The sequence below is a fragment of the Alkalilacustris brevis genome (genome assembly GCF_003350345.1).
Classification (GTDB): Bacteria; Pseudomonadota; Alphaproteobacteria; order Rhodobacterales; family Rhodobacteraceae; genus Alkalilacustris; species Alkalilacustris brevis.
The window spans coordinates 31535-51514 of the sequence record NZ_QNVJ01000097.1; the positions used below are offsets into that span (position 1 = coordinate 31535).

A 19980-nucleotide genomic window follows, 5' to 3' on the forward strand; every position below is an offset into this window, starting at 1 on the left:
GCGATTGCATTTCCGTCGCTGAGCCGCATGATGCCCTCAGGACATTCGGTTGAAGAGGTTTGCAATGGAATTTGACCCTGCCGCGGTCGAGTCGCTTTTCGGCGGCAACCTGATCGTGCTGTTACTGGCGCTGTTCATCCTGATTTCGCTGTTTCTTGGCGTGCGGATCGTGCCGCAGTCGGAAAAGCATGTGGTCGAGCGTTTCGGCCGGCTGCAGAAGGTGCTGGGGCCGGGGATCAACCTGATCGTGCCGTTTCTGGACCGGGTGGCGCACCGGATTTCGATCCTGGAACGCCAGCTTCCCAATTCGCGCCAGGATGCGATCACTGCCGACAACGTGCTGGTGCAGGTGGAAACCAGCGTCTTCTACCGGATCATGGAGCCGGAAAAGACGGTCTATCGCATCCGTGACGTTGACCCGGCCATCGCCACCACCGTGGCCGGGATCGTGCGCTCAGAGATTGGCGCGATGGAGCTTGACGAGGTGCAGCACAACCGCGCGCGTCTGACCCAGCGCATCCGCGAGTCGCTGGCCGATGTGGTGGAAGACTGGGGCATCGTTGTGACCCGGGCCGAGATGCTGGATGTGAACCTCGATGACGCGACGCGCGCGGCCATGCTTCAGCAGCTTAACGCCGAACGCGCCCGACGCGCCCAGGTGACCGAGGCCGAGGGCAAGAAGCGCGCCGTGGAACTGGCCGCCGAGGGCGATCTCTACGCCGCCGAACAGGAGGCCAAGGCACGCCGCATCCTGGCCGACGCTGAAGCCTACGCCACCGGCGTGATCGCCGCCGCGATCCGCGACAACGGGCTTGAGGCGGCGCAGTATCAGGTCGCGCTCAAGCAGGTCGAGGCGCTGACCAAGGTGGGCGAGGGCGAGGGCAAGCAGGTGGTGATCGTGCCGGCGCAGGCGCTCGACGCCTTCGGCAACGCCTTCAACATGCTCAAGGGCAAGGCGTGATGGTCGATCTGTGGTATCTCTGGATCGTGGCGGGGATGGTGCTGGCCATTCTCGAGCTGTTCCTGCCCGGTTACATCTTTGTGGGGTCCGCCATCGGCGCGGTGGTGACGGGCTTGCTGCTGTGGCTGGGGATATGGCCCGCGGGCTGGATGGCCGAGGGGCTGGCCAACGCCCTGCTGGTCTTCGCGCTGGTGTCGCTTGTGGTCTGGCTGGGGTTGCGGCGCACGCTTGGGCTGCGCAAAGGCCAGGTAAAAACCTGGACGCGCGACATCAACGAAGACTGAAGCCGCGGGCGTCTGCCCGCGGTTCCGGCGTTGGCAGAGAAAGCCTTTGCGGCGCCACCTGACAGGTCGCTTCAGCCGTCCTGCCGCTTGGCGCGCAGCTTCGCGAACCAGTCGAGGCGCTTTTTCAGCTCGCGCTCGAACCCGCGCTCGGGCGGGTGGTAATAGATCGGGCGTCTCATCTCGTCAGGAAAGTAGTTCTGCCCCGAAAACCCGTCCTCGAAATCATGGTCATAGGCATAGCCCGCCCCATAGCCCTGATCCTTCATCAGTTTGGTGGGGGCGTTCAGGATATGCCTGGGCGGGGGTTCCGAGCCGGTCTTCTTCGCCCCTGCGACCGCCGCCTTGTAGGCCGCATAGGCCGCGTTCGACTTGGGCGCCAGCGCAAGGTAGATCACCGCCTGCGCCAGCGCGAGTTCACCTTCCGGGCTGCCCAGCCGCTCATAGGTTTGCCAGCCCTGCAGGCAGACGGCCTGCGCCTGGGGGTCGGCAAGGCCGATATCCTCGACCGCCATGCGGGTCAGCCGGCGCGCCAGAAAGCGCGGGTCTTCGCCGCCTGCCAGCATTCGCGCGAACCAGTACAGCGCGGCATCCGGGTCCGATCCGCGCACCGATTTGTGCAGCGCCGAGATCAGGTTGTAATGTTCGTCGCCCGATTTGTCGTAGCGCGCGGCGCGGCGCATCAGCCGGGCTGTCAGCGCGTCGAGATCAAGCGGTGTGCCGGGCTTCCATGCCGCCACCTGCTCGATCAGGTTCAAGAGCGCGCGGCCATCGCCATCGGCCATTTCCAAAAGCGCCTCGCGCGCCTCCGCCTTCAGCGGCAGGGGCCGGCCCAATGCCTTTTCGGCCCGCTGCGCCAGCCGCTCCAGATCGGCCAGCGAGAGGCGTTCAAGTACCAGAACCTGCGCGCGACTAAGCAGCGCGGCGTTCAGCTCGAACGAGGGGTTCTCGGTGGTCGCGCCGACCAGCAGGATCGTGCCGTCCTCCATATAGGGCAGGAAGCCATCCTGCTGGGCCTTGTTGAAGCGGTGAATCTCATCGACGAAAAGAAGCGTGCCGCGTCCGCCCTGGTGACGCAGGCGCGCCGCCTCGAACACCTTTTTCAGGTCGGCCACGCCAGTGAAAATGGCGCTGATCTGCACGAAGTGCAGCCCCGCCTCGCCGGACAGCAGCCGCGCGATTGTGGTCTTGCCCACCCCCGGCGGCCCCCAGAGAATAAGCGAAGAAAGGCTGCCTGAGGCCAGCATCGCGCCCAGCGGCCCCTCGGGGGCGAGCAGCTTTTCCTGCCCGATCACCTCCGACAGGGTGGCCGGGCGCAGCCGGTCGGCCAGCGGGCGCGGGCCGGGCGCCTCGGCGGTGGGGTCATTGGGTGTCTGGTCAAAAAGGTCGGGCATAGGGGCAGGTTACTCCTCCGACGGCGCGGGGGAAAGCGGGCAGTCTTGCATCTGCCGGGCCATCGCACGGGTGCCCGCCTGCCTGTCCTTCAGCGCATCCTTGTTGGGGGGTGAGGCCCATGCCGGGGCGGCCCCATCAACATTGCCTTTTCGTTGACGGAACATGTGAAATCAATGTAAATTATATAATGATTTTCCTGAAAATGTGGGGCATGTCGCATGCAAGCCAGTTCTTCCCTTCCGCTTGAAAACAAGGTTGCCCTTGTGACGGGGGCGTCGCGAAGGAACGGCCGCGCGATCGCGCTCAAACTGGCGGGGATGGGGGCCGATCTGGCCGTCCATGCCCATACCGCGAGGGACGAGGTCAGCCAGGTCGCCGAGGAAATCAGAAATATGGGCCGGAAATCCGCGGCGTTCCTGGGCGATGTCGCGCAGGAAGCCGATGTGCTGAAGATGTTCGAGGCGATCAACAGCGAATTCGGCGGTGTGGACATTCTCATCAACAATGCCGGCGTCCGCCATGAAAAGCCGTTCACCGAACTGACCATGGAGGAATGGCGCAACACGATGGCGATCACGGTCGATGGCTCGTTTCTCTGCGCGCGCGAGGCGATCCGCTCGATGCTGACGCGCGGCGGCGGCCGGGTGGTGAATGTCGGCGGGCTGTCGGCGCATATCGGGGCAAAGCAGCGCGCCCATGTCTCGACGTGCAAGGCGGCGGTCATCGGCCTGACGCGGGCACTGGCGGTCGAGTTCGGGCACGCGGGCATTACCGCCAATTGCGTGGTGCCGGGGCGCATAGGGGGCGAGCGTTCGGCCACTGCTGGCAAGCTGCCTGACTTGCCAGACGGCAGCGGGTCGCTGGTGGGCCGCATGGGAGAATTCGAGGATGTCGCGCATATCGTGGCCTCGATCTGCCATCCCAGCGCGGGCTACATCACTGGACAGGCGATCCATGTCAGCGGCGGGCTCTACATGAACTGAGCGGGCGGGGTGCAGAGGCGCCGGCTGCCCCGGCAGGCGGCAGGGCCATCGGGCACCTGCCGCTTTCGCTTTGCAGATCAGCCCCTTGGGTGGCTTCCCGACGCCGCGCAAGCAGCCTTCGGCGACCATTTGCGCGATCAAGCAGGCGGGTTCCTCTTCGCGCTTCGTTCCGTGTGTGGTCTGCGGGCAATGCCCGCAGACTGGGTCAGTTGAGGCCCTCGGGCAGTGCGATGCCGGTTTCTTCGGAAAGTTGCACAAGCACCTTGCGCGTCTCGAAGGGAATGGGGATGCCCTCGGCCTCGCGCTTGGCGGCAAGCCGGGCCTCGCGCTCGCCGGGATACATGACCTCGTCGAAGCCGGCCGCGGGCTTCAGCGCCTTGAGCGTGGCGATCATGTGCTCCATCCGCGCCGTGTATTCTGGCACCGGCATGAAGGCGTCGATTTTGAAGGCCATGAAGAAATGCCCGACATCCTGCGGCGTCTCGAAATCGCGGGTCATGTCGCGGATGGTGCCGGCATAGCCCGAGCCCGAGAGCGCCCCGCCCATCATGTCGACCAGCATCGCCAGCGCCGAGCCCTTGGGCCCCGCGAAAGGCAGCATCACGCCCTTGAGCGCGGCCTCGGCATCGGTGGTGGGGCGGCCCTGGTCGTCGAGCGCCCAACCTTCGGGGATCGGCTCTCCGCGGCGGGCGGCGATGCGGATATGGCCGCGCGCCGAAATGCTGGTGGCCATGTCGAGGCACCAGGGCGCGTGACGGCCGGCGGGCGCGGCAACCGCGATCGGGTTGGTGCCGAACAGCGGCTCCATGCTGCCGAAGGGCGCCAGCGACTTCGACGCGGGCGACAGCACGATGCCGATGCAATCCTGCGCCGCCGCCTGCAGCGCAAAGACCTGCGCCGCGCCGAAATGGTTGCTTTGCCTGACTGTGGCGCCGCCGATGCCGTGGCTTTCGGCGCTGTCGAGCACCTTCTTCATCGCGAAATCGCTCACCACCGGCCCCATGCCGTTGTCGGCGTCGATCGCATGGGCCCAGCCATAGCGTGTTTCCACCTTGAACGCCGGCTGCGGCTTGACGAGGTTCAGCTTGAAACGCTCGATATACGAGCCGCTGCGCACCACCCCGTGGGTATCGACGCCGCGCAGATTGGCCACGATCATCGTGTGCGCAACCGAGTTTGCGTGATCCTCGCTCAGGCCATGGTGCATGAAGGCCTTGACGATGAATGCTTCCAGGTTCCTGGGGCGGATATGGCCGATTTCTTCTGTCATCATGTGCTCGCTCATAAGGAGGGGTCGCAACAGCGACCCCGGTTGCTTGGCACGATCGGCCAAGCCCTGTCATGCTCAGCCTTCGTCGTGGATGTGCCCGAAAGCCTCGAACGCTGCCCAGCTGCGGCGAATCTCGGCGCTGATCTCTTCGGGTGTCATGTTTACCAGCAGATCGACAGGAGTTTCCAGATTCTCCATCTGTGCGATCAGGCGCGGGTCGCGCGCAGCCTCGTCCGGCGTTTCGACAAGCCGTTGGAACAGCAGATATGCCCCATCGTGCGGCTGGTTGAGAGAATGGTCATAGACCAGATGCCCGCTGGAGTCGCTGCGGCTGTCATGGACGAACTGTGTGCCGGAAATCTCGCCCCGACCCTCGCCCGGAACGCGGGGGTCTGGTTCCGGCTCGGCGAAGCCGAATGCGATTGACACTGGTGATCTGCTCCGGCGGCCAGTTATCCGCGGCGCCAGGCACGATCCTGGCCGGCGGGTGTCGCCCCCGGGGCCGTTTCGGGGCTGCACGGCCGCCCATGATGACATATCTATTCCGGGAGGCGGTGCCGGACGCGCGCGGAATGTCGATAAGGGGAAGGCCATGCGGATCGATTACCTGGGCTTCGAGGCCTTCGTCGCAATCGCCGATTTCGGAAGTTTCAAGCGCGCCGCCGCACATCTGAACGTTTCGCAGACGGCGCTGAGCCACCGGATACAGAAGGTCGAGCAGGATCTCGGCCAGCAACTTCTGGTGCGGACCACGCGCGAGGTGTCGCTCACATCGGCCGGGCAGCAGGTTCTGCCGCAGATCCGGCATCACCTGTCGGAACTGACCCATATCTACGGGACGATGCGCAAGCAGGGGCGGCAGTCGAACCAGCGGCTGGCCTTCGCCTGTATCCCGACCGTCGCCAACTATTACTTGCCTGCGCTGCTGCAACAGTTTACCGAACGCTACCCCCGGCTGATGCTGCAATTGCACGATCAGCCGGTCAGCCAGGTGATCGAACTGGTGCGCTCGGGCGAGGCCGAATTCGGGGTGACGATTTCCGGCGCCAGCCACTGGGATCTCGAGGCAAAGCCGCTCTTTACCGAACCCTATGTGCTGCTTGTGCGCCGCGACCACCCGCTCGCCGCGCGGCGCAGCATTACCCGCGAAGATCTGATCGGCGAGCCTTTCGCCCGCATCCGCACCCAGCATACCAACCGCAAGCTGGTCGATGATGCGCTGGGCGAATACAGCGACCGCATGACATGGCGCTACGAGGTGCAGAATGCCGCCACCGCGATGAGCCTGGTCGCCGCCGGGCTTGCGGTGACGGTGCTGCCCAAGCTGACCACCTACCTTTCGGCAGGCCGGCTGGTCGCACTGGAGTTTGAGGATATCGAGATGTCCCGCCCGCTGGGTATCTATACCCGACGCGGCGTGCCGCTGTCGGAACCGGCCGCGGAACTGGCTGACATGATCAGCAGCCGCTTGTCGGCGCTGTGAACCATCATCAGGGCATGTCCACGAGCCGCTTGAGACCCAACCTCCGCCGGGCAGCGCCGCGTCGTGTCCCTTTCTCGCGCGCAGAAAGCCCGGGCGCGAGAAAGAGCCAATCGCGCGCACCTTTGCCGGCGGGGGCCTGCGGCGCGGATATTTTCTTCACAGTGAAGGGACGGGGGCGCGCCTGCCGCTTCACTTTGAGAAAAATATCCCCGCCGGAGGCTTCGGTGCGGCCGTGGCCGCACCGAAAAGCGGCATTTCCGTGGGCTCCGCATCCCGATCCCGGAGCGTTCGCCGTGTTCAGGCTTTTCGCGGCGGATGGGCGCCGCGGATCACCGGCGAGATAACCTGATCGGATATCGGGAAATCCCAGACGGCGGCGCCGCCGGTCTTCCGGAACTCTTCAATCAGGCGGGGCAGGTCGGCCAGGTCATTGACCGTTTCGCCCCCCAGGCCGAAGCCGCGCGCGATCGCGGCCAGGTCGGTGCGGCCGAACACGGCGCCCGCGTCCGAAAGCCCCTCTGAGCGCAGCTTGTGGATCTCGGACCCGTATGCGCCGTCATTCATCACGCAGATCAGGATGTTGAGATTGTGCCGGCGGATCGTTTCAAGCTCCTGCACATGCATCATCAGGCTGCCGTCGCCGTCGAACAGCACAACGGTGCTGTCGGGCCGTGCGGCGGCGACCCCCATCGCAAACGAGATGCCGTTGCCGATTGCGCCGAACTCGCGGATCGTCAGGAAGTTCTCCTGCGGGCGCGAGGGCATGTGTGCCACGTAGAACGAGCAATGCCCCGACGAATTGACCAGTTGCCAGTCGGCCGGCACATGCGCCTCGAAGGCTGCGGCCACGTCGCGCGGGTCGTGCACGCCTTCTTCGTGGGCGAACTCGGCGCTGTCGATTTCGGTCTCGCGAATGCGGCGGGCCATGTCGTCGCTGCGCCACTTGACCGGGCGCGCGGGCACGGCGGCGGTCAGCGCCTCGGCGCCCAGGCGCGCATCGGCACGCACATGGCTGTCGGCGGCGACCCGGCCCTGGCTGATGGTCAGCGGCTTGGTGTCAATCTGCAGCACATGCGCCTTGGGAAAGAGCTTGCCGCCGGCGGCATTGTGATGCGCCAGGATGGTGCCGACGGCGATGATCAGGTCTGCCTCGCCCAGGCATTCGCGCGCGATCTCCGACGAGAACCCGCCTGCGACATTGAGCGAGAACGGATCGTCGTGGAACAGCCCGCGGGCGGGCAGGGTGGTGCACAGCAGCCCGTCGACGCGCTCGGCCAGCGCGCGGCAGGCCTGGGCCGCGCCGGGCGAATGCACCGCACCCATCCCCGCCATGATGACGATGCGCCGTGCGCCGGCCACACGCTCGGCGGCGGCGGCGATGTCATCGGGGTTGGGCGGCATGGCGCCGACCTGGGGCAGCATGTTGCGCGAGGGCTCGGGCAGCGTGTCGCCGCCCGGCCAGGGCAGGTCCTGCAGGTCGAACGGCACGCCCAGTACGACCGGGCGGCGCTCCATCCGGGCCTGCAGGAAGGCGTCGCGGATGCGGCGCGGCATGGTTTCGACATGGTGCAGCCGGTGATAGGCGGCGCCGGTGCCGGTGATCAGCGGCCCCTGGTCGAGCATCTGGTTGTACCAGCTCAGCTTGAGCGGCGATTCCCCGGCGAAGATCACCATCGGGATATTGGCGCGCACGGCGGCGGGCAGGGCGGTAAGCACCTGGGTCAGCCCCGGGCCGCAGGTCACTGTCGCCACACCGACATCATCGCGCTTGCGTGCCTCGGCCATGGCGGCGGCGACGGCGCAGTGCTCGTGCCGGACATAGATCATCCGCACGCCGGTTTCCGACAGCCGGGTGGCCCAGTTCATGTTGGCATCGCCCATCAGGGTGAAGCAGTTTTCGATGCCTTCCTGTGCAAATGCTGCGGCCAGAACGTCATAGGTCTTGCGCTGGCTCATGCAGCTTTCTCCTTTTTGCCGGGGAGGATGCCGGCCGGCACCATCAATTCGCCCCGCGCGATCAGCCGCGCGGTGCGGATCAGCCCGGCCGAGCGCAGGTCGAACCCTTCGGGGCCGACGCTGTAATCGACGGTCACGTCGATATGGCCCGAGGGGTGCTCGATCCGCATCAGCGCCGGGTTGCCCTCGGGGCGGTCCACCAGCCCCTCGGCCACGGTGCCGGGGGTCAGCGCGCAGGAGGCAATGCATTGCGAGCCGGTCACGGCCATCGTGGGGTGGCACTTCCACGGCATGAAATACCGTGCCGAGATCGCGCCGCCGTGGCGGGGTTTCGATAGCAGCCCGATCTTGGGCGTGACCGACTGGCGCACATCGCCCAGGCCCATCATCTCGCCGGCTTTCAGGCGGATTGCCTCGAGCCGGTCCATCAGCGCGGTGTTGTTGTCCAACTCTTCGGGGGTTTCATAGCCGGTCAGGCCCACATCCTCGGCCCGCGCGATCATCATCGGCATGGCGACGTCGATGCAGGTGACCGCGAGCCCGTCGATCACGTCGCGGGCATTGCCGGTGGGCAGCAGCGCACCGCAGCTTGTCCCGACCACGTCGAGAAACTGCAACTGTACGGGTGCGGCGGTGCCCGGCACCCCGTCGATGGCGGTGTCGCCGTCATAGCGCACCTTGCCACCCGGGGTCTGCACGATCGCCTCGACCCGGGCGCCGGTGTTGACCGCGTGGATGCGCACGCGGGTTTCATCGCCGGTGACAGGAACGAGGCCCATCTCGATTGCGGCGGGGCCCACGCCCACCAGCATGTTGCCGCAGGTGGGTTTGTAATCAACCTCGCGTTTCTCCACCGCGACCTGGGCGAAGAAGTAGTCCACGTCGCAATCGGGATCGTCGGAGGGGCTGAGCATCGCCACCTTGGTGGTCACGGCGGTGCCCCCGCCGATCCCGTCCACGTTGTAGGAATGCCCTGCACCGACGACTGCCATCAGCAGTTCCGACAGGGTGTCGCGATCTTCGGGCAGATCGGCGCGGTTGAAGTATGGCCCGCGCGAGCTGCCCCCGCGCAGGAAGAGGTAAGGTACAGGTGTCTGGGTCATGTTATCTCAATGGCCAGGGGAGGGAGACATAGGCTTGCAGCAGCCCCGGCGGGAAGTCGCGCCCGAGGGAGGATGCAAGGAAAAGGATGAAGCCGATACCGGCCGCCGCAGCGATCAGAGACCACAGCCATGACAGCCGGGCACGATACTTGAAGAAGCCGATCAGGAACAGCGTGGCCCCGATCACGAACCCGGCCAGGGACGACAGAACGACCAGGCTGACCAGCCACATCAGTGTGCCCCACAAGCCATGGTCGGCGTTGCCATCGTCGCCGCCGGCCTCGAGGTCCATGAAGACCGGATCGGTGGCCGGCTTCATGAACATCTTCACGATCAGCGCGCTACAGGCCAGCAGCGTGATCAGGCCCACGATGATCGGGAAGATCTTGTCGCCGGTGCGGGTGATGCCCGAGGCGTCAAAGACCGCGTAGGCCGTGTAACCCGTCAGCGCGGCGAGGAAAAGCGCCGGTGCCGTCTTGGTCGCGGTGTAGACATTGGCGTTCTCGCGGATGTTCTTCGATTGGCGAATGCCGACAACGATCGACAGCAGTGTGATGGCCAGAAGCGTCATCGTCAGGGGGGTCGCGATGTAATCCATCCCCATCTCGAAGCTGCGGCGGAACCGCGATCCGGCGATCTGGTAAACCTGGTTGGCATAGTTCTCGGCCCGATACGACAGCACGAAGCCGATCAGGAAAGCCGGGCGCGAATAGTCAAACCGCCGCAGGAAGATGCCAAGACAGCCGATGGCCACCAGCGCGATCAGGTCGCCCAGCCGCATGCTCGACTGGAAGGCGGCGAAGGTGATGATCATGAACAGGTAGGGCGCGATCAGCGCGAAACGGATCGTGGTGATCTTCGCGATCTGCCCCGACAGCAGGATGCACAGCCCCGCGCCGAAGACGTTGGCCAGCGCCAGCGACCAGACGATCGTATAGGTGATGTCGAGGTTGTTGCGCACCATGTGCGGCCCGGCCTCGTAGCCCAGCAGCGCCAGGCCGCCGATGAAGATCGCCATCGAGCCCGAGCCGGGAATGCCGAAGATCAGCGTGGGCACCAGCCCGCCGCCTTCCTTGGCGTTGTTCGAGGATTCCGGCCCGATCACGCCACGGATATCGCCTGAGCCGAATTGCGACTTGTCCTTGGCGGTCTGCACGGTGAAGCCATAGGCGATCCAGTCCACGACCGAGCCGCCAAGGCCGGGAATCGTGCCGATCAGCACCCCCAGGATCGAGCAGCGGGCCGAGAGCCACTTGTTCTGCCACCAGTCCTGCAGGCCGGTCATCCAGCCTTCGCCCAGCTTGCCATCGCGCGAAATCGACTTGTCCTGACGCAGGAGCGAGACGATCTCGGGGATGGCGTAGATGCCAAGGCCGATGATGACCAGTTGAAGCCCGTCAACCAGGTAGGGGTAGTCATAAGAGGCGATCCGCAGGCTGCCGCCGGCGCCAGCGGTGCCGATCGTGCCGGCAAGCAGGCCCAGCCCCGCCGCGACGACGCCCTTGAGTGGCACGCGACCGGCAAGGATCGCCACCATGGACAGGCCCAGGACGATCACCATCAGCATCGCCGGTATGTTGAAGGCCAGGATGACCGGTCGCGCTATGAAGATGAAGAATGTCAGGATGATGGCGCCAATGATGCCGCCGAAAAGCGATGAAATGAACGCGGCCGAGAGCGCCCGCGCCGCCTGGCCCTTGCGGGTCAGCGGAAACCCGTCGAGAACGGTTGCCTGCGAGGCAGTCGAGCCGGGAATCCCCATCAGCACGGACGAGAAGGTGTCCGATGTCGGGATGACGGCGACCAGGCCGACCATGAGCGCGAGGCCCGAAACCGGGTCCATCCCGTAGACGAAGGGCAGCACCAGCGATAGGCCGGCAATCCCCCCGAGGCCGGGCAGGATACCCACCGACAGCCCGAGCAGAATGCCCACGATAAGATACATGATCTGTTCCGGCTGCAGGATCAGGTAAATCGCCTGTTCCAGGGCCGGCAGGGCCGTTGCGATCAAGTCCATGGATTAGATGTCCGCTTCTGTGGGTTTTGTCGGTTGCAAGGATACGAAAAGACCTCTGCCGGCGGGATTGCCGGCAGAGGCCATGTGCGTCAGATCAGTCGAGCGTGATCTGATAGTCTTCCTCAAGCCAGTCCAGCACATACTGCTTGGCTTCGGGGCTGATGGTGGTCGCAAGCCGGTGGGCGTTGCGCGCACCGTTGTCGATCAGCTGCGGGTAGATACCCAGCGCCGCTTCGGAGATCTCGGTGAAATCGTCGCGGGCCATCAGGTCACGCAGACCCTCGCGGTAGGCTTCGACGACTTCGTCCGAGGCGGTGCCCGGCAGGTAGATCAGCTTCTGCGCCGGGAAGCCGGCGGTGAAGAACGCCTGCCATGCCTCGAAGCCAAGGCTGTCGGTATCACAGACACTGTTTGCTTCGCAGACTTCGGCAAAGCTCGGGATGTCCGGGAAGGTCGGGTCACGAACGATATTGCCGTCGTCGTCCAGCGAGCCCCAAGCGAACAGCGGAACCGCGAGGCCTTGGTCCACCATCGGCTGCACGTTGCTGATGTAGGCCGGGGTGGTTTGATAGTCGAGGTTGGTTTCACCGCGCTCGAACATCAGGCGGCCATCGCCGCGGCCTTCCACGCCGAAGATCGGCTCCACATCGAGGCCGATAAGTTTGAACGCAAGCAGCGCCACGAGGTCGAGCGAGGTTGCACCCTGCGAGCCGTACATGAAGAACTCGTCTTGCAGGTTGTCGCCCGTGCCGTCCCACTTGTCGGCCAGGTCGCCGGAAAGATAGGCGACGCCGCCCACGCCCGAACCCAGCAGCGGGATCCAGTCCTGGTATTCATAGCGAACGCGCGGATCGCCCAGCAGATAGGGGAACTGGGTCGAACCCGAGGTGCCGAAGATCTGCGTCCCGTCGTTCAGTTGCTGGTTGTCCTGGAACCAGTTGGCGCCGGTGGTCGAGCCGCCGCCGGGGCGGTAGCGCACGACCACGGTCGGGTTGCCGGGCAGGTGCTCGCTCAGAAGCGGGGCGTAGAACTGCGCCCAGCGGGCCGAGCCGCCGGTTTCCGAGAACGGAATGGTGAAGTCGACCGTCTGACCGGCAAAGGAGACATCCGCAGCCGAAGCCGTGGGCATCGCGGCGGCCATTGCAGTGGCGGCAACAGCGCCGAGAAAAGCGCGTGTGCGCGATTTCGTGGAGATCATTGTGGTCCTCCCTAAATGATCGTTTTGCACCTTTGCGAAGATGCACTCTGGTTCATGTCGCGGCAAGTGTGGCCGTTAGCGTTTCATCAGGCAAAATGAATTACCCGCGAAACGGCATTCACTGCCGAACCAACCGGTTTCAATTGACACGAGATGTATAATTTCATCAAGCGCGAACCCCGCGTTTATTGGTGAGAATTATTCATCAATTGGCTAAGTTCATGTATCGCAATGGGGAATCCTTGCGCTTGGCGGTGCATGGCGCCGTCCGATCAGGGCCTTCGCAGGTGATACCGCCAGGGAAACCTGGCATCGCGCTGGATTCGCGGGCTTTCTTGACACTATCTGCATACCGCCGCATACAGAACGTCGGGCAGCGGCCCTGACCCCCGGCCGGGTGCCGAAGGCCTTGTAATGGCCTCTGATTCGGAAAAGCCGGAGTGTCAAACGATTCGGTGCGGCCGGCAGCAACAGAAATGGGGGCAGTTTATGGATATTGGTGCGGTTCGGCAGATCCTGGCACCGCAAGGCGTGATGCGCATTGCGATGAACACCGGAAACCGGGCGCTGGTGCAGCAGGAAGGCGAGGCGCTGCATGGTGTCGCCCCGGCCCTGGCGCGGCGCTTCGTCCAGGAGCTGGGCGTCAAAGCCGAAATACAGCGCTATCCCGGCGCCGGGGCCACAGTGAAAGCCGCCGATGGATGGGATCTGGGCTTTCTTGCCATTGATGACGCGCGGCGTCACGCCGTGACATACACGCGCGCCTATGTGGTGATCGAGGGTGCTGTCGCCGTGCGCCGTGGCGGGCCGATCACCAGCGTCGAGCAACTCGACCAGCCGGGAAACCGTATCCTGGTGGCGACGGGCGCAGCCTATGATCTTGCGTTGACGCGCAGCCTGAAACACGCAGAACTCAAGCGGGAACCCAACCCGACCGCGTCTTTCGAGAAATTCCTCCAAGGGGCGGCCGATGCCGTCGCCGGGGTGCGGCAATCGCTTGAGCGCCATTTCACACCCTACCCCGACATCGAGATCCTGCCCGAGGCAGTGATGGAGGTTCACCAGGCGATGGCTCTGCCGTTGCGCCATGCCGCCGCGCTGCCATTCGTCGAGGCGTTTCTCGACCGGGCCCGCGCTGACGGATTCGTGCGTGAGGCGCTCGATGCCTCGGGCCAGACCGGCCTGAAGGTGCCTGCATGAGGCAGCCCTTCAACCGCCTGGAAGCCGGCGCCGTGGCTTTGCGGGCCTCGCTGGAAGTGCGCTCCGTGGGCCGCCGATGATCGAGTTGCTGATGCCACCGGAACTGGCGCTGTCGATCGTCGGGCTGCTGCTCGGGGTCAGTTTCTTCGCCTCGTTCATCACCGCCGCTTTCGGGCTTGGCGGTGGGGCGGTGCTACTGGCCCTGATGGCGATCCTTCTGCCGCCTGCGGCGCTGATCCCGGTGCATGGCGTGGTGCAGCTCGGCTCCAATCTGGGGCGGGCGGGCACCATGCTGCGCCATGTGGTCTGGGCCTCGCTGCCCGCCTTCACGGTCGGGTCGCTGATCGGCGTGGCGTTGGGGGGGGTGCTGGCGGTGAACTTCCCGCCCTGGATGGTTCAGGTCGGGATCGGGTGCTTCATCATATGGTCGGTGCTGGCGCGCCCGCCGCGCTGGATGGCCACCAACGCCGGGCTGACCGGCACGATATCGAGCTTTCTGACGATGTTCTTCGGTGCAACAGGCGTGTTCGTCGCGGTGTTCACCAAGTCGCTCGGCCTCAGCCGGCACGGGCTGGTCTCGACCCATGCGGCGTTGATGACCGTCCAGCACGGGTTGAAATCGGTGATGTTTGCGGTGCTTGGCTTTGCCTTCGCGCCCTGGGCGGGGCTGATTATCGGGATGATCCTGTTCGGGCTGCTGGGCACGCTGGCGGGGCGCCAGGTGCTCAACCGTCTGACCGATCATCGTTTCATGCTGGCGCTCAACGGCATACTGCTGGTGACAGCCGCGCGGTTGATCTGGGCCGGGCTGACCGGCGAGTGACGCCGCCGCAGCGTGCTCAGCGGTAGCGGTCGAGCGCACTGCGGAATCCCGCCGACAGGTCGTTCCACGCCTTTTCGAAGCTGTCGCGCATGTCCTTCCAGGCGGCTTCGCTGGCCTCACTGGCCTTGCGCAGCGTCTTTTCGGCCTCGGCGCGCTGGGCCTTCATTTCGCTGATTTGCTTGTCATAATTGATGCGTGCGTCGGCTTCGGCCTGTTTTGCCTGGGCCTGCATCTTCTCGATCTGGGCATTCCATTCGTCGATCTGCGCTTTCAGCTTGTCGACATATGCTTTGCGGTCGCTCATGGCCGTCTCCCTGTTCCTATCTGTCTGAGGTAGGCATTTCGGCGGATTTCTCAAGGGTTCCGGCAATGTGCCTGCGCCGGGACTTGCGCAGCGCGCCGCCAGGGCGAGGGTCTTGCAGCGAAGGATCGGCGGATCAATCCTGTTACGGCCCCAGGCCTGCGGCACGGTGCCCGCACCCATGCAAGGAGTCGGCACATGACGCTGGAGCAGGCCCTGATTTTCGGCATCATCGTTGCGACGGTGGCCTTCTTCCTGTGGGGGAGGTTCCGACATGATGTCGTGGCGCGGGGTGCGCTGATGGTTTGTGTGATCGTCGGGCTGGTTCCGGCGGCCGAGGCCTTCGCGGGCTTTGCCCACCCGGCGGGATAACTGTCGCCTGCGTGCTGCCGCTCGAGGCGCTCGTGGTCGCGGTGAGCGTGCCGCTGCTCCTCATCGTCTGGCCGCTGTGAGGGCAGGGGTCAGGCGTTTGCGGGGCGGGGCGCGCGCGTGCGGCCGATCCGCATCCGCATGTCACACCCCAGGGCCTTGGCAAGCGATTTGAACCGGGCTTCGACAACCTCGCCGTAAAGCCCCTGCGAGCCGGGGGTGAGCACCAGTTCAAGCTCGCGCTTCTTGGGGTAATAGCGCAGCCGCCCTGCGGTTTCCGGCCCGTCGGCCGAGAACATCGCGCCAAAGCGCATGGCCTTGCCCAGCACCTCGGCCTGTTTGCGGTCGGTTTCGGAAAGCAGGCCGGCCAGCCGTGCCATGCGGCCCTCGCTTGCGCCGCTGTTGCGGTAGCGGTGCATCAGCGCGACCCCCAGAAACACCCGCCCCCGATGATCCAGCCCGCCCAGATTGGCGCGAGTGGCGTTGTCGAAGCAGGCCTCGGCCCGGTAATCGGGGTGCGCGCGCCAGCTGACATCGTGCAGCAGGCAGGCGGCCTTTACCAGCCGCAGCCGCGCGGACGGGACATTTGTGTAGAGCGGCCGCAGAAACCCGAACAGGTGGCGGCCGAAGCCGGGCATCCGGGCGTTGGCCTGTTCGGCATGGCTGCAGGCCTCGATCAGCGGATCGCGCGCGCGCAGGCTTGGCGGCATCTGCTCATAGAGCACCCCCTCACGCAGCCCGTACGCGGAAATATGGATATGCTTCGGCCTGAGCCGCCACAGCACCTGCCGCAGCACCACCGCCGCCAGCGGCACTAGTGCGATACGCCCGCGCGACAGGCCGGTGCGGGCCTTGAGCAGGTTCACATCCTGGTCTTCCAGCCAGTCGATGGTGCGGCGGATCGCGCGCGGGGTCATTTCGTATTCATGCAGCACTGTCAGCGGATAATCGCGCCGCAGCATGTCCAGCCGCGCCAGCGCCCGCCACGAACCGCCCACCAGATAGAGGCGCTCGTAATCGCTGCCCACCTGCGCGACCAGCTTTTCCAGTTCGGCCCGGACATGCACCTTGAGGCCCTTCCGGCCCCCCGGAACCCCCTGCAGCCAGAACGGCCCCAGCGGCGAGGTCGCGCGCCGTTCGACCGCGCCCGCGCTGATGCCGGCCAGCTCCATCGAAGAGCCGCCGATATCGCAGACAAGTCCCTCGGCGCCGGGCCAGCCCAGCAGCACGCCCTGACCGGAAAGCCGCGCCTCCTCCTGCCCGTCGATGACATGAAGGCGCAGGCCGGTCGCGGCCTCGACCTCGGCGCAGAATTCGGGGCCGTCGGCGGCCTCGCGAACGGCGGCGGTGGCCACAGTGTGCACGCTTTTCAGCGCCATGCTGCGTGAAAGCAGGGCAAAACGCTTGAGCGCGGCCAACGCACGGACACGCCCCTCGGGGTGCAGCCGCCCGCTTTCATAGAGTCCCCGGCCAAGCCCGCAGAGCACCTTTTCGTTGAAGAAGAACGCAGGCGAGCGCGCCGCCCCGTCAAACACCACCATCCTGACCGAGTTGGAGCCGACATCGATCACACCCACGCGCGAAAGTGCCCGCGCCGACGGATCGTTGAACAGAACCTTTCCGAAAGGATCGTCGTCTTCCGATACGGTCACAGCGCCGTCCATGTCCCGGGTCTGCTGAATGCGCGGCGACTGTGACGGGTTTGCCGGCACAGGTCAATCTTTCCCGTGTGCCAACTGCGGCACATCGGCGGCGCCCGCCTTGCCCCGCCCCGAAAGCGACGGATTCTCCATGAAGAAGCGGTGGCAATTGAACAGCTCGCGCCCTTCGTCGGGCAGCGTGCGCTCGAAACTTCCGTCGGGTTTCAGCACCCAGCTTTGTTCCTCATCGGCCAGGTTCGCAGCCATGACCTGGCTCACGATCTGGGCCTTCACGGTATTATTGAGGATCTCGACCAGCGTTTCGACGCGGCGGTTCAGGTTGCGCCCCATCCAGTCGGCCGAAGAGATGAAGACCCGCGCGCCTTCCGAGGGCAGGCCGTGGCCATTGCCGAAACAGACGATGCGCGAGTGTTCCAGAAACCGCCCGACAATGGATTTCACCCGGATGTTCTCGGACAGGCCCTGAACGCCGGGCCGCAACCCGCAGACCCCGCGCACCACCAGGTCGATCTGCACGCCTGCGCGGCTGGCGTCGTATAGCGCGTCGATCACATCCGGCTCGACGATGGCATTCAGCTTGGCCCATATCTGCGCGGGCTGCCCGGCGCGGGCGTGTTCAGCCTCCTGCGCGATCAGCGCAAGCAGGCGCGGCTTCAGGTCGATGGGCGAGATCGCCAGGTTTTCCAGCCGCTCGGGTTTGGCGTAGCCCGAGAGATAGTTGAACACCCGCGAGGCATCGCGCCCCAGCGCCGGGTCGGTCGTGAACAGCGACAGGTCGGTGTAGATGCGTGCAGTGATCGGGTGGTAATTGCCGGTGCCGTAATGGCTGTAGGTCACAAGCCGCCCGCCCTCGCGGCGCACCACCGACGAAAGCTTGGCATGCGTCTTGTAGTTCAGAAAGCCATAAACCACATGCGCGCCGGCGCGTTCCAGCCGCCGCGACTGGCGGATATTGGCGGCCTCGTCGAAGCGGGCCTTCAGCTCGACCAGCGCGGTCACCGATTTGCCGTTCTCTGCGGCCTCGCACAGTGCGGCCACGATGGGGCTGTCGCGCGAGGTGCGGTAAAGCGTCTGCTTGATGGCCAGCACGTCGGGGTCGCGGGCGGCCTGATCGAGAAAGCGCACCACCATGTCGAAGGTCTCGTAAGGGTGATGCAGCAGCATGTCCTTCTGGCGGATCGCGGCGAACATGTCGCCGCCGTGGTCCTGCACCCGTTCGGGCACCCGCGGCGTGAAGGAAGGCCAGAGCAGATCGCGCCGGTTCTCAAGCACCAGTTCGCGCAGATCGGCCAGCCCCAGCAGCCCGTCGATCTCGATCACTTCATCGGGCACGACCTCGAGCTTCTCCATCACCATGTCGCGCAGGGCGTCGGGCGCGTTGGCGGTGATCTTCAGCCGCACCACCTCGCCCCGGCGGCGGCGTTTGAGCGCGATCTCGAATTCGCGCACCAGGTCTTCGGCTTCTTCCTCCAGTTCCAGATCGCTGTCGCGCAGCACCCTGAAGCCGCAATGCCCCAACATCCGGTAACCGGGAAACAGCGCGCCCAGATTGGCCAGCAGCAACTCCTCGAGCGGCAGGAAGCGCGCCTCGCGCCCGTCTGACGGCAGCGGAATGAAGCGGTCGATCTGCCCCGGCACCGGCAGGATCGCGGTCAATGCGCGGCGGCTGTTTTCCTCTTCCAGCTTGAGGGCCAGGCAGTAGCCGGTGTTGGGAATGAAAGGGAAAGGATGCGCCGGATCGACCGCCAGCGGGGACAGCACCGGAAACACCATGTTCAGGAAATGATCGTGCAGAAAGGCGCGGTCGCCCTCGTCCAGCGCCTCGCGGGTCATGATCGAGATGCCGGCTTCTTCCATCTCGGCGCGCAGCCCGGTGCAGACCTGCTGCTGCTCGGCCATCAGGGTGCGGGCGTCGCGGTTGATCTCGACAAGCTGCTCGGCCGGGCTCAGCCCGTCGGCGGCGGGGGTGGTGTTGCCGCTGCGCGCCAGTTCGCGCAGCCCGGCCACGCGCACAGTGTAGAATTCATCGAGGTTGGTTGCCGAGATCGAAAGATAGCGCAGCCGCTCGAGCAGCGGCACGCGGGGATTGCGCGCCTCGTCCAGCACCCGGCGGTTGAAGGCCAGCCATGACAGTTCGCGATTGATGAAACGCCCCGGCCCGGCAGGGTCGAAATCAGGAAGGGCCGCCGGGGCGCTGATGGGGGTGTTGAGGAAATCGGCGTTTGTCATGTGTCGTTCATTATGGGCAGGGCGCAACATTCTCGTGACAGTTTCAACATCGGGCCGCCCATCATGCAGCCTATGGGTCAGGGCTGTCCAGCACCTGCGCCGCAAGGCTTCGTGAGACGGGGCGCTGCTCGGCCAGGGCGCGCGCGTCGAGTGCTGCGACCAGACGCGCGGCGGCGGCGAGTGAGCGCTCCATCCGGCGCAGCAGATAGGCAATCAGCTCGGGCTGCACCGCGATCTGCCGGTCGGCGAACAGCTTCACCAGCACCGCCGCCAGCAGCGTATCGTCGGGCGGCTCGATCGTGGCTGTCTGGGTGGCCTGCATCCGGCTGGCCAGGTCGGGCAGGGCGATGGGCCAGCGGGCAGGCGGGGTGCGGGCCGTGATCAGCAGCCGCCCATCCATGCCCAGCAGGTGGTTGTGCAGGTGAAACAGCGCCCGCTCGGCGGTGGCGTCGCCGCACAGCGCCTCGGCATCCTCGACCGCGACATGGCCCTGTCGGGCAAGCCGGTCGATATCGGCCCCGGCAAGGTTGCGCGCGGCGATGATTGTTGCGCCGGTCTCGGCCGCCCAGACATGGGCGAGATGCGTCTTGCCCGCCCCCGCAGCACCGATCAGCGCCAGCTTTCCGCCCGGCCATTGCGCGGCATCCTCGACCGCGCGCACCGCAAGCGCGTTCGAGGGCGCGACGAGGAAATTCTCGCGCCCCAGTGCCGGGCGCACGGGCAGATCGAGGACAAGCTGGCGCGACATGG

At 65.5% G+C, this 19980-nt stretch carries 18 protein-coding genes; 7 read left to right on the forward strand and 11 right to left on the reverse strand.

Features of this window, described 5'->3' with window-relative positions:
* Nucleotides 1-64: 64 nt before the first annotated feature.
* Both DQ229_RS15125 and DQ229_RS15130 read left to right on the forward strand, forming a co-directional pair.
* A complete protein-coding gene (locus tag DQ229_RS15125; RefSeq protein ID WP_114967102.1) occupies nucleotides 65-961 on the forward strand; it encodes an SPFH domain-containing protein in 897 nt (298 codons plus the stop codon).
* The gene (locus tag DQ229_RS15130; protein WP_114967103.1) at nucleotides 961-1245 is read left to right on the forward strand and encodes an NfeD family protein; all 285 of its coding nucleotides are present in this window, start codon (nucleotides 961-963) and stop codon (nucleotides 1243-1245) included. The genes DQ229_RS15125 and DQ229_RS15130 overlap by 1 nt, the downstream gene beginning before the upstream one ends.
* 71 nt (nucleotides 1246-1316) lie before the next feature.
* Here DQ229_RS15130 and DQ229_RS15135 read toward each other — a convergent pair whose 3' ends face one another.
* Nucleotides 1317-2636, reverse strand: a complete 1320-nt coding sequence (locus DQ229_RS15135; protein WP_114967104.1) for a replication-associated recombination protein A — start codon at nucleotides 2634-2636, stop codon at nucleotides 1317-1319.
* Nucleotides 2637-2855: 219 nt separating this feature from the next.
* On the opposite strand from DQ229_RS15135, the gene DQ229_RS15140 reads away from it, so the two are divergent.
* The gene (locus DQ229_RS15140) at nucleotides 2856-3620 is read left to right on the forward strand and encodes an SDR family NAD(P)-dependent oxidoreductase (RefSeq protein WP_114967105.1); all 765 of its coding nucleotides are present in this window, start codon (nucleotides 2856-2858) and stop codon (nucleotides 3618-3620) included.
* A 205-nt stretch (nucleotides 3621-3825) separates the two neighbouring features.
* Here DQ229_RS15140 and DQ229_RS15145 read toward each other — a convergent pair whose 3' ends face one another.
* The gene (locus DQ229_RS15145) at nucleotides 3826-4893 is read right to left on the reverse strand and encodes an Ldh family oxidoreductase (RefSeq protein ID WP_162300897.1); all 1068 of its coding nucleotides are present in this window, start codon (nucleotides 4891-4893) and stop codon (nucleotides 3826-3828) included.
* 72 nt (nucleotides 4894-4965) lie between these two features.
* A complete protein-coding gene (locus DQ229_RS15150; protein WP_114967107.1) occupies nucleotides 4966-5319 on the reverse strand; it encodes a hypothetical protein in 354 nt (117 codons plus the stop codon).
* A gap of 163 nt (nucleotides 5320-5482) precedes the next feature.
* Between DQ229_RS15150 and DQ229_RS15155 the strand changes: the two genes are divergently transcribed.
* Nucleotides 5483-6373 (forward strand): LysR family transcriptional regulator, encoded by an 891-nt coding sequence (locus DQ229_RS15155; protein ID WP_114967108.1) that lies wholly within the window; start codon nucleotides 5483-5485, stop codon nucleotides 6371-6373.
* A 297-nt stretch (nucleotides 6374-6670) separates the two neighbouring features.
* On the opposite strand, the gene DQ229_RS15160 is transcribed toward DQ229_RS15155, so the two are convergent.
* From DQ229_RS15160 to DQ229_RS15175, 4 genes are all read right to left on the reverse strand, one after another.
* Nucleotides 6671-8329 (reverse strand): thiamine pyrophosphate-binding protein, encoded by a 1659-nt coding sequence (locus tag DQ229_RS15160; protein ID WP_114967109.1) that lies wholly within the window; start codon nucleotides 8327-8329, stop codon nucleotides 6671-6673.
* Nucleotides 8326-9432 (reverse strand): 4-oxalomesaconate tautomerase, encoded by a 1107-nt coding sequence (locus tag DQ229_RS15165; RefSeq protein ID WP_114967110.1) that lies wholly within the window; start codon nucleotides 9430-9432, stop codon nucleotides 8326-8328. The genes DQ229_RS15160 and DQ229_RS15165 overlap by 4 nt, the downstream gene beginning before the upstream one ends.
* 1 nt (nucleotide 9433) lies before the next feature.
* Nucleotides 9434-11449, reverse strand: a complete 2016-nt coding sequence (locus DQ229_RS15170; RefSeq protein ID WP_114967111.1) for a tripartite tricarboxylate transporter permease — start codon at nucleotides 11447-11449, stop codon at nucleotides 9434-9436.
* Between the two features lie 94 nt (nucleotides 11450-11543).
* Nucleotides 11544-12647 carry a type 2 periplasmic-binding domain-containing protein gene (locus DQ229_RS15175; protein ID WP_114967112.1) on the reverse strand — a complete coding sequence of 368 codons (1104 nt, stop codon included), beginning with the start codon at nucleotides 12645-12647 and terminating at the stop codon, nucleotides 11544-11546.
* 489 nt (nucleotides 12648-13136) lie between these two features.
* Between DQ229_RS15175 and DQ229_RS15180 the strand changes: the two genes are divergently transcribed.
* Together DQ229_RS15180 and DQ229_RS15185 are read left to right on the forward strand one after the other, a co-directional pair.
* Nucleotides 13137-13847: a transporter substrate-binding domain-containing protein gene (locus DQ229_RS15180; RefSeq protein WP_162300898.1), complete on the forward strand. Its 711-nt coding sequence runs from the start codon at nucleotides 13137-13139 to the stop codon at nucleotides 13845-13847.
* Between the two features lie 76 nt (nucleotides 13848-13923).
* Entirely contained in the window at nucleotides 13924-14670 is a 747-nt protein-coding gene (locus DQ229_RS15185; protein WP_114967114.1) for a sulfite exporter TauE/SafE family protein, read from the forward strand.
* Between the two features lie 16 nt (nucleotides 14671-14686).
* Here the strand turns inward: DQ229_RS15185 and DQ229_RS15190 are convergent, their stop codons facing one another.
* Nucleotides 14687-14974, reverse strand: coding sequence for a sll1863 family stress response protein (locus DQ229_RS15190; protein WP_114967115.1), 288 nt, complete (start codon nucleotides 14972-14974; stop codon nucleotides 14687-14689).
* A gap of 195 nt (nucleotides 14975-15169) precedes the next feature.
* On the opposite strand from DQ229_RS15190, the gene DQ229_RS15195 reads away from it, so the two are divergent.
* Nucleotides 15170-15343: a hypothetical protein gene (locus DQ229_RS15195; protein WP_202909594.1), complete on the forward strand. Its 174-nt coding sequence runs from the start codon at nucleotides 15170-15172 to the stop codon at nucleotides 15341-15343.
* 89 nt (nucleotides 15344-15432) lie between these two features.
* Here DQ229_RS15195 and DQ229_RS15200 read toward each other — a convergent pair whose 3' ends face one another.
* The 3 genes from DQ229_RS15200 to DQ229_RS15210 form a co-directional block, all read right to left on the reverse strand.
* Nucleotides 15433-17004 carry a Ppx/GppA family phosphatase gene (locus DQ229_RS15200; RefSeq protein ID WP_114967116.1) on the reverse strand — a complete coding sequence of 524 codons (1572 nt, stop codon included), beginning with the start codon at nucleotides 17002-17004 and terminating at the stop codon, nucleotides 15433-15435.
* A 51-nt stretch (nucleotides 17005-17055) separates the two neighbouring features.
* A complete protein-coding gene (locus tag DQ229_RS15205) occupies nucleotides 17056-19230 on the reverse strand; it encodes an RNA degradosome polyphosphate kinase (RefSeq protein WP_114967117.1) in 2175 nt (724 codons plus the stop codon).
* A 70-nt stretch (nucleotides 19231-19300) separates the two neighbouring features.
* Complete coding sequence (locus DQ229_RS15210) at nucleotides 19301-19978, reverse strand: P-loop NTPase family protein (RefSeq protein ID WP_114967118.1); 678 nt, start codon at nucleotides 19976-19978, stop codon at nucleotides 19301-19303.
* Between the last annotated feature and the right edge of the window lie 2 nt (nucleotides 19979-19980).

Bases quoted from the DNA above. Each gene is read 5' to 3' on its own strand.
- DQ229_RS15125 (WP_114967102.1), top strand. From the start codon at position 65: ATGGAATTTGACCCTGCCGCGGTCGAGTCGCTTTTCGGCGGCAACCTG.
- DQ229_RS15130 (WP_114967103.1), top strand. From the start codon at position 961: ATGGTCGATCTGTGGTATCTCTGGATCGTGGCGGGGATGGTGCTGGCC.
- DQ229_RS15135 (WP_114967104.1), bottom strand. From the start codon at position 2,636: ATGCCCGACCTTTTTGACCAGACACCCAATGACCCCACCGCCGAGGCG.
- DQ229_RS15140 (WP_114967105.1), top strand. From the start codon at position 2,856: ATGCAAGCCAGTTCTTCCCTTCCGCTTGAAAACAAGGTTGCCCTTGTG.
- DQ229_RS15145 (WP_162300897.1), bottom strand. From the start codon at position 4,893: ATGATGACAGAAGAAATCGGCCATATCCGCCCCAGGAACCTGGAAGCA.
- DQ229_RS15155 (WP_114967108.1), top strand. From the start codon at position 5,483: ATGCGGATCGATTACCTGGGCTTCGAGGCCTTCGTCGCAATCGCCGAT.
- DQ229_RS15160 (WP_114967109.1), bottom strand. From the start codon at position 8,329: ATGAGCCAGCGCAAGACCTATGACGTTCTGGCCGCAGCATTTGCACAG.
- DQ229_RS15165 (WP_114967110.1), bottom strand. From the start codon at position 9,432: ATGACCCAGACACCTGTACCTTACCTCTTCCTGCGCGGGGGCAGCTCG.
- DQ229_RS15170 (WP_114967111.1), bottom strand. From the start codon at position 11,449: ATGGACTTGATCGCAACGGCCCTGCCGGCCCTGGAACAGGCGATTTAC.
- DQ229_RS15175 (WP_114967112.1), bottom strand. From the start codon at position 12,647: ATGATCTCCACGAAATCGCGCACACGCGCTTTTCTCGGCGCTGTTGCC.
- DQ229_RS15180 (WP_162300898.1), top strand. From the start codon at position 13,137: ATGGATATTGGTGCGGTTCGGCAGATCCTGGCACCGCAAGGCGTGATG.
- DQ229_RS15185 (WP_114967114.1), top strand. From the start codon at position 13,924: ATGATCGAGTTGCTGATGCCACCGGAACTGGCGCTGTCGATCGTCGGG.
- DQ229_RS15190 (WP_114967115.1), bottom strand. From the start codon at position 14,974: ATGAGCGACCGCAAAGCATATGTCGACAAGCTGAAAGCGCAGATCGAC.
- DQ229_RS15195 (WP_202909594.1), top strand. From the start codon at position 15,170: ATGACGCTGGAGCAGGCCCTGATTTTCGGCATCATCGTTGCGACGGTG.
- DQ229_RS15200 (WP_114967116.1), bottom strand. From the start codon at position 17,004: ATGGACGGCGCTGTGACCGTATCGGAAGACGACGATCCTTTCGGAAAG.
- DQ229_RS15205 (WP_114967117.1), bottom strand. From the start codon at position 19,230: ATGACAAACGCCGATTTCCTCAACACCCCCATCAGCGCCCCGGCGGCC.
- DQ229_RS15210 (WP_114967118.1), bottom strand. From the start codon at position 19,978: ATGTCGCGCCAGCTTGTCCTCGATCTGCCCGTGCGCCCGGCACTGGGG.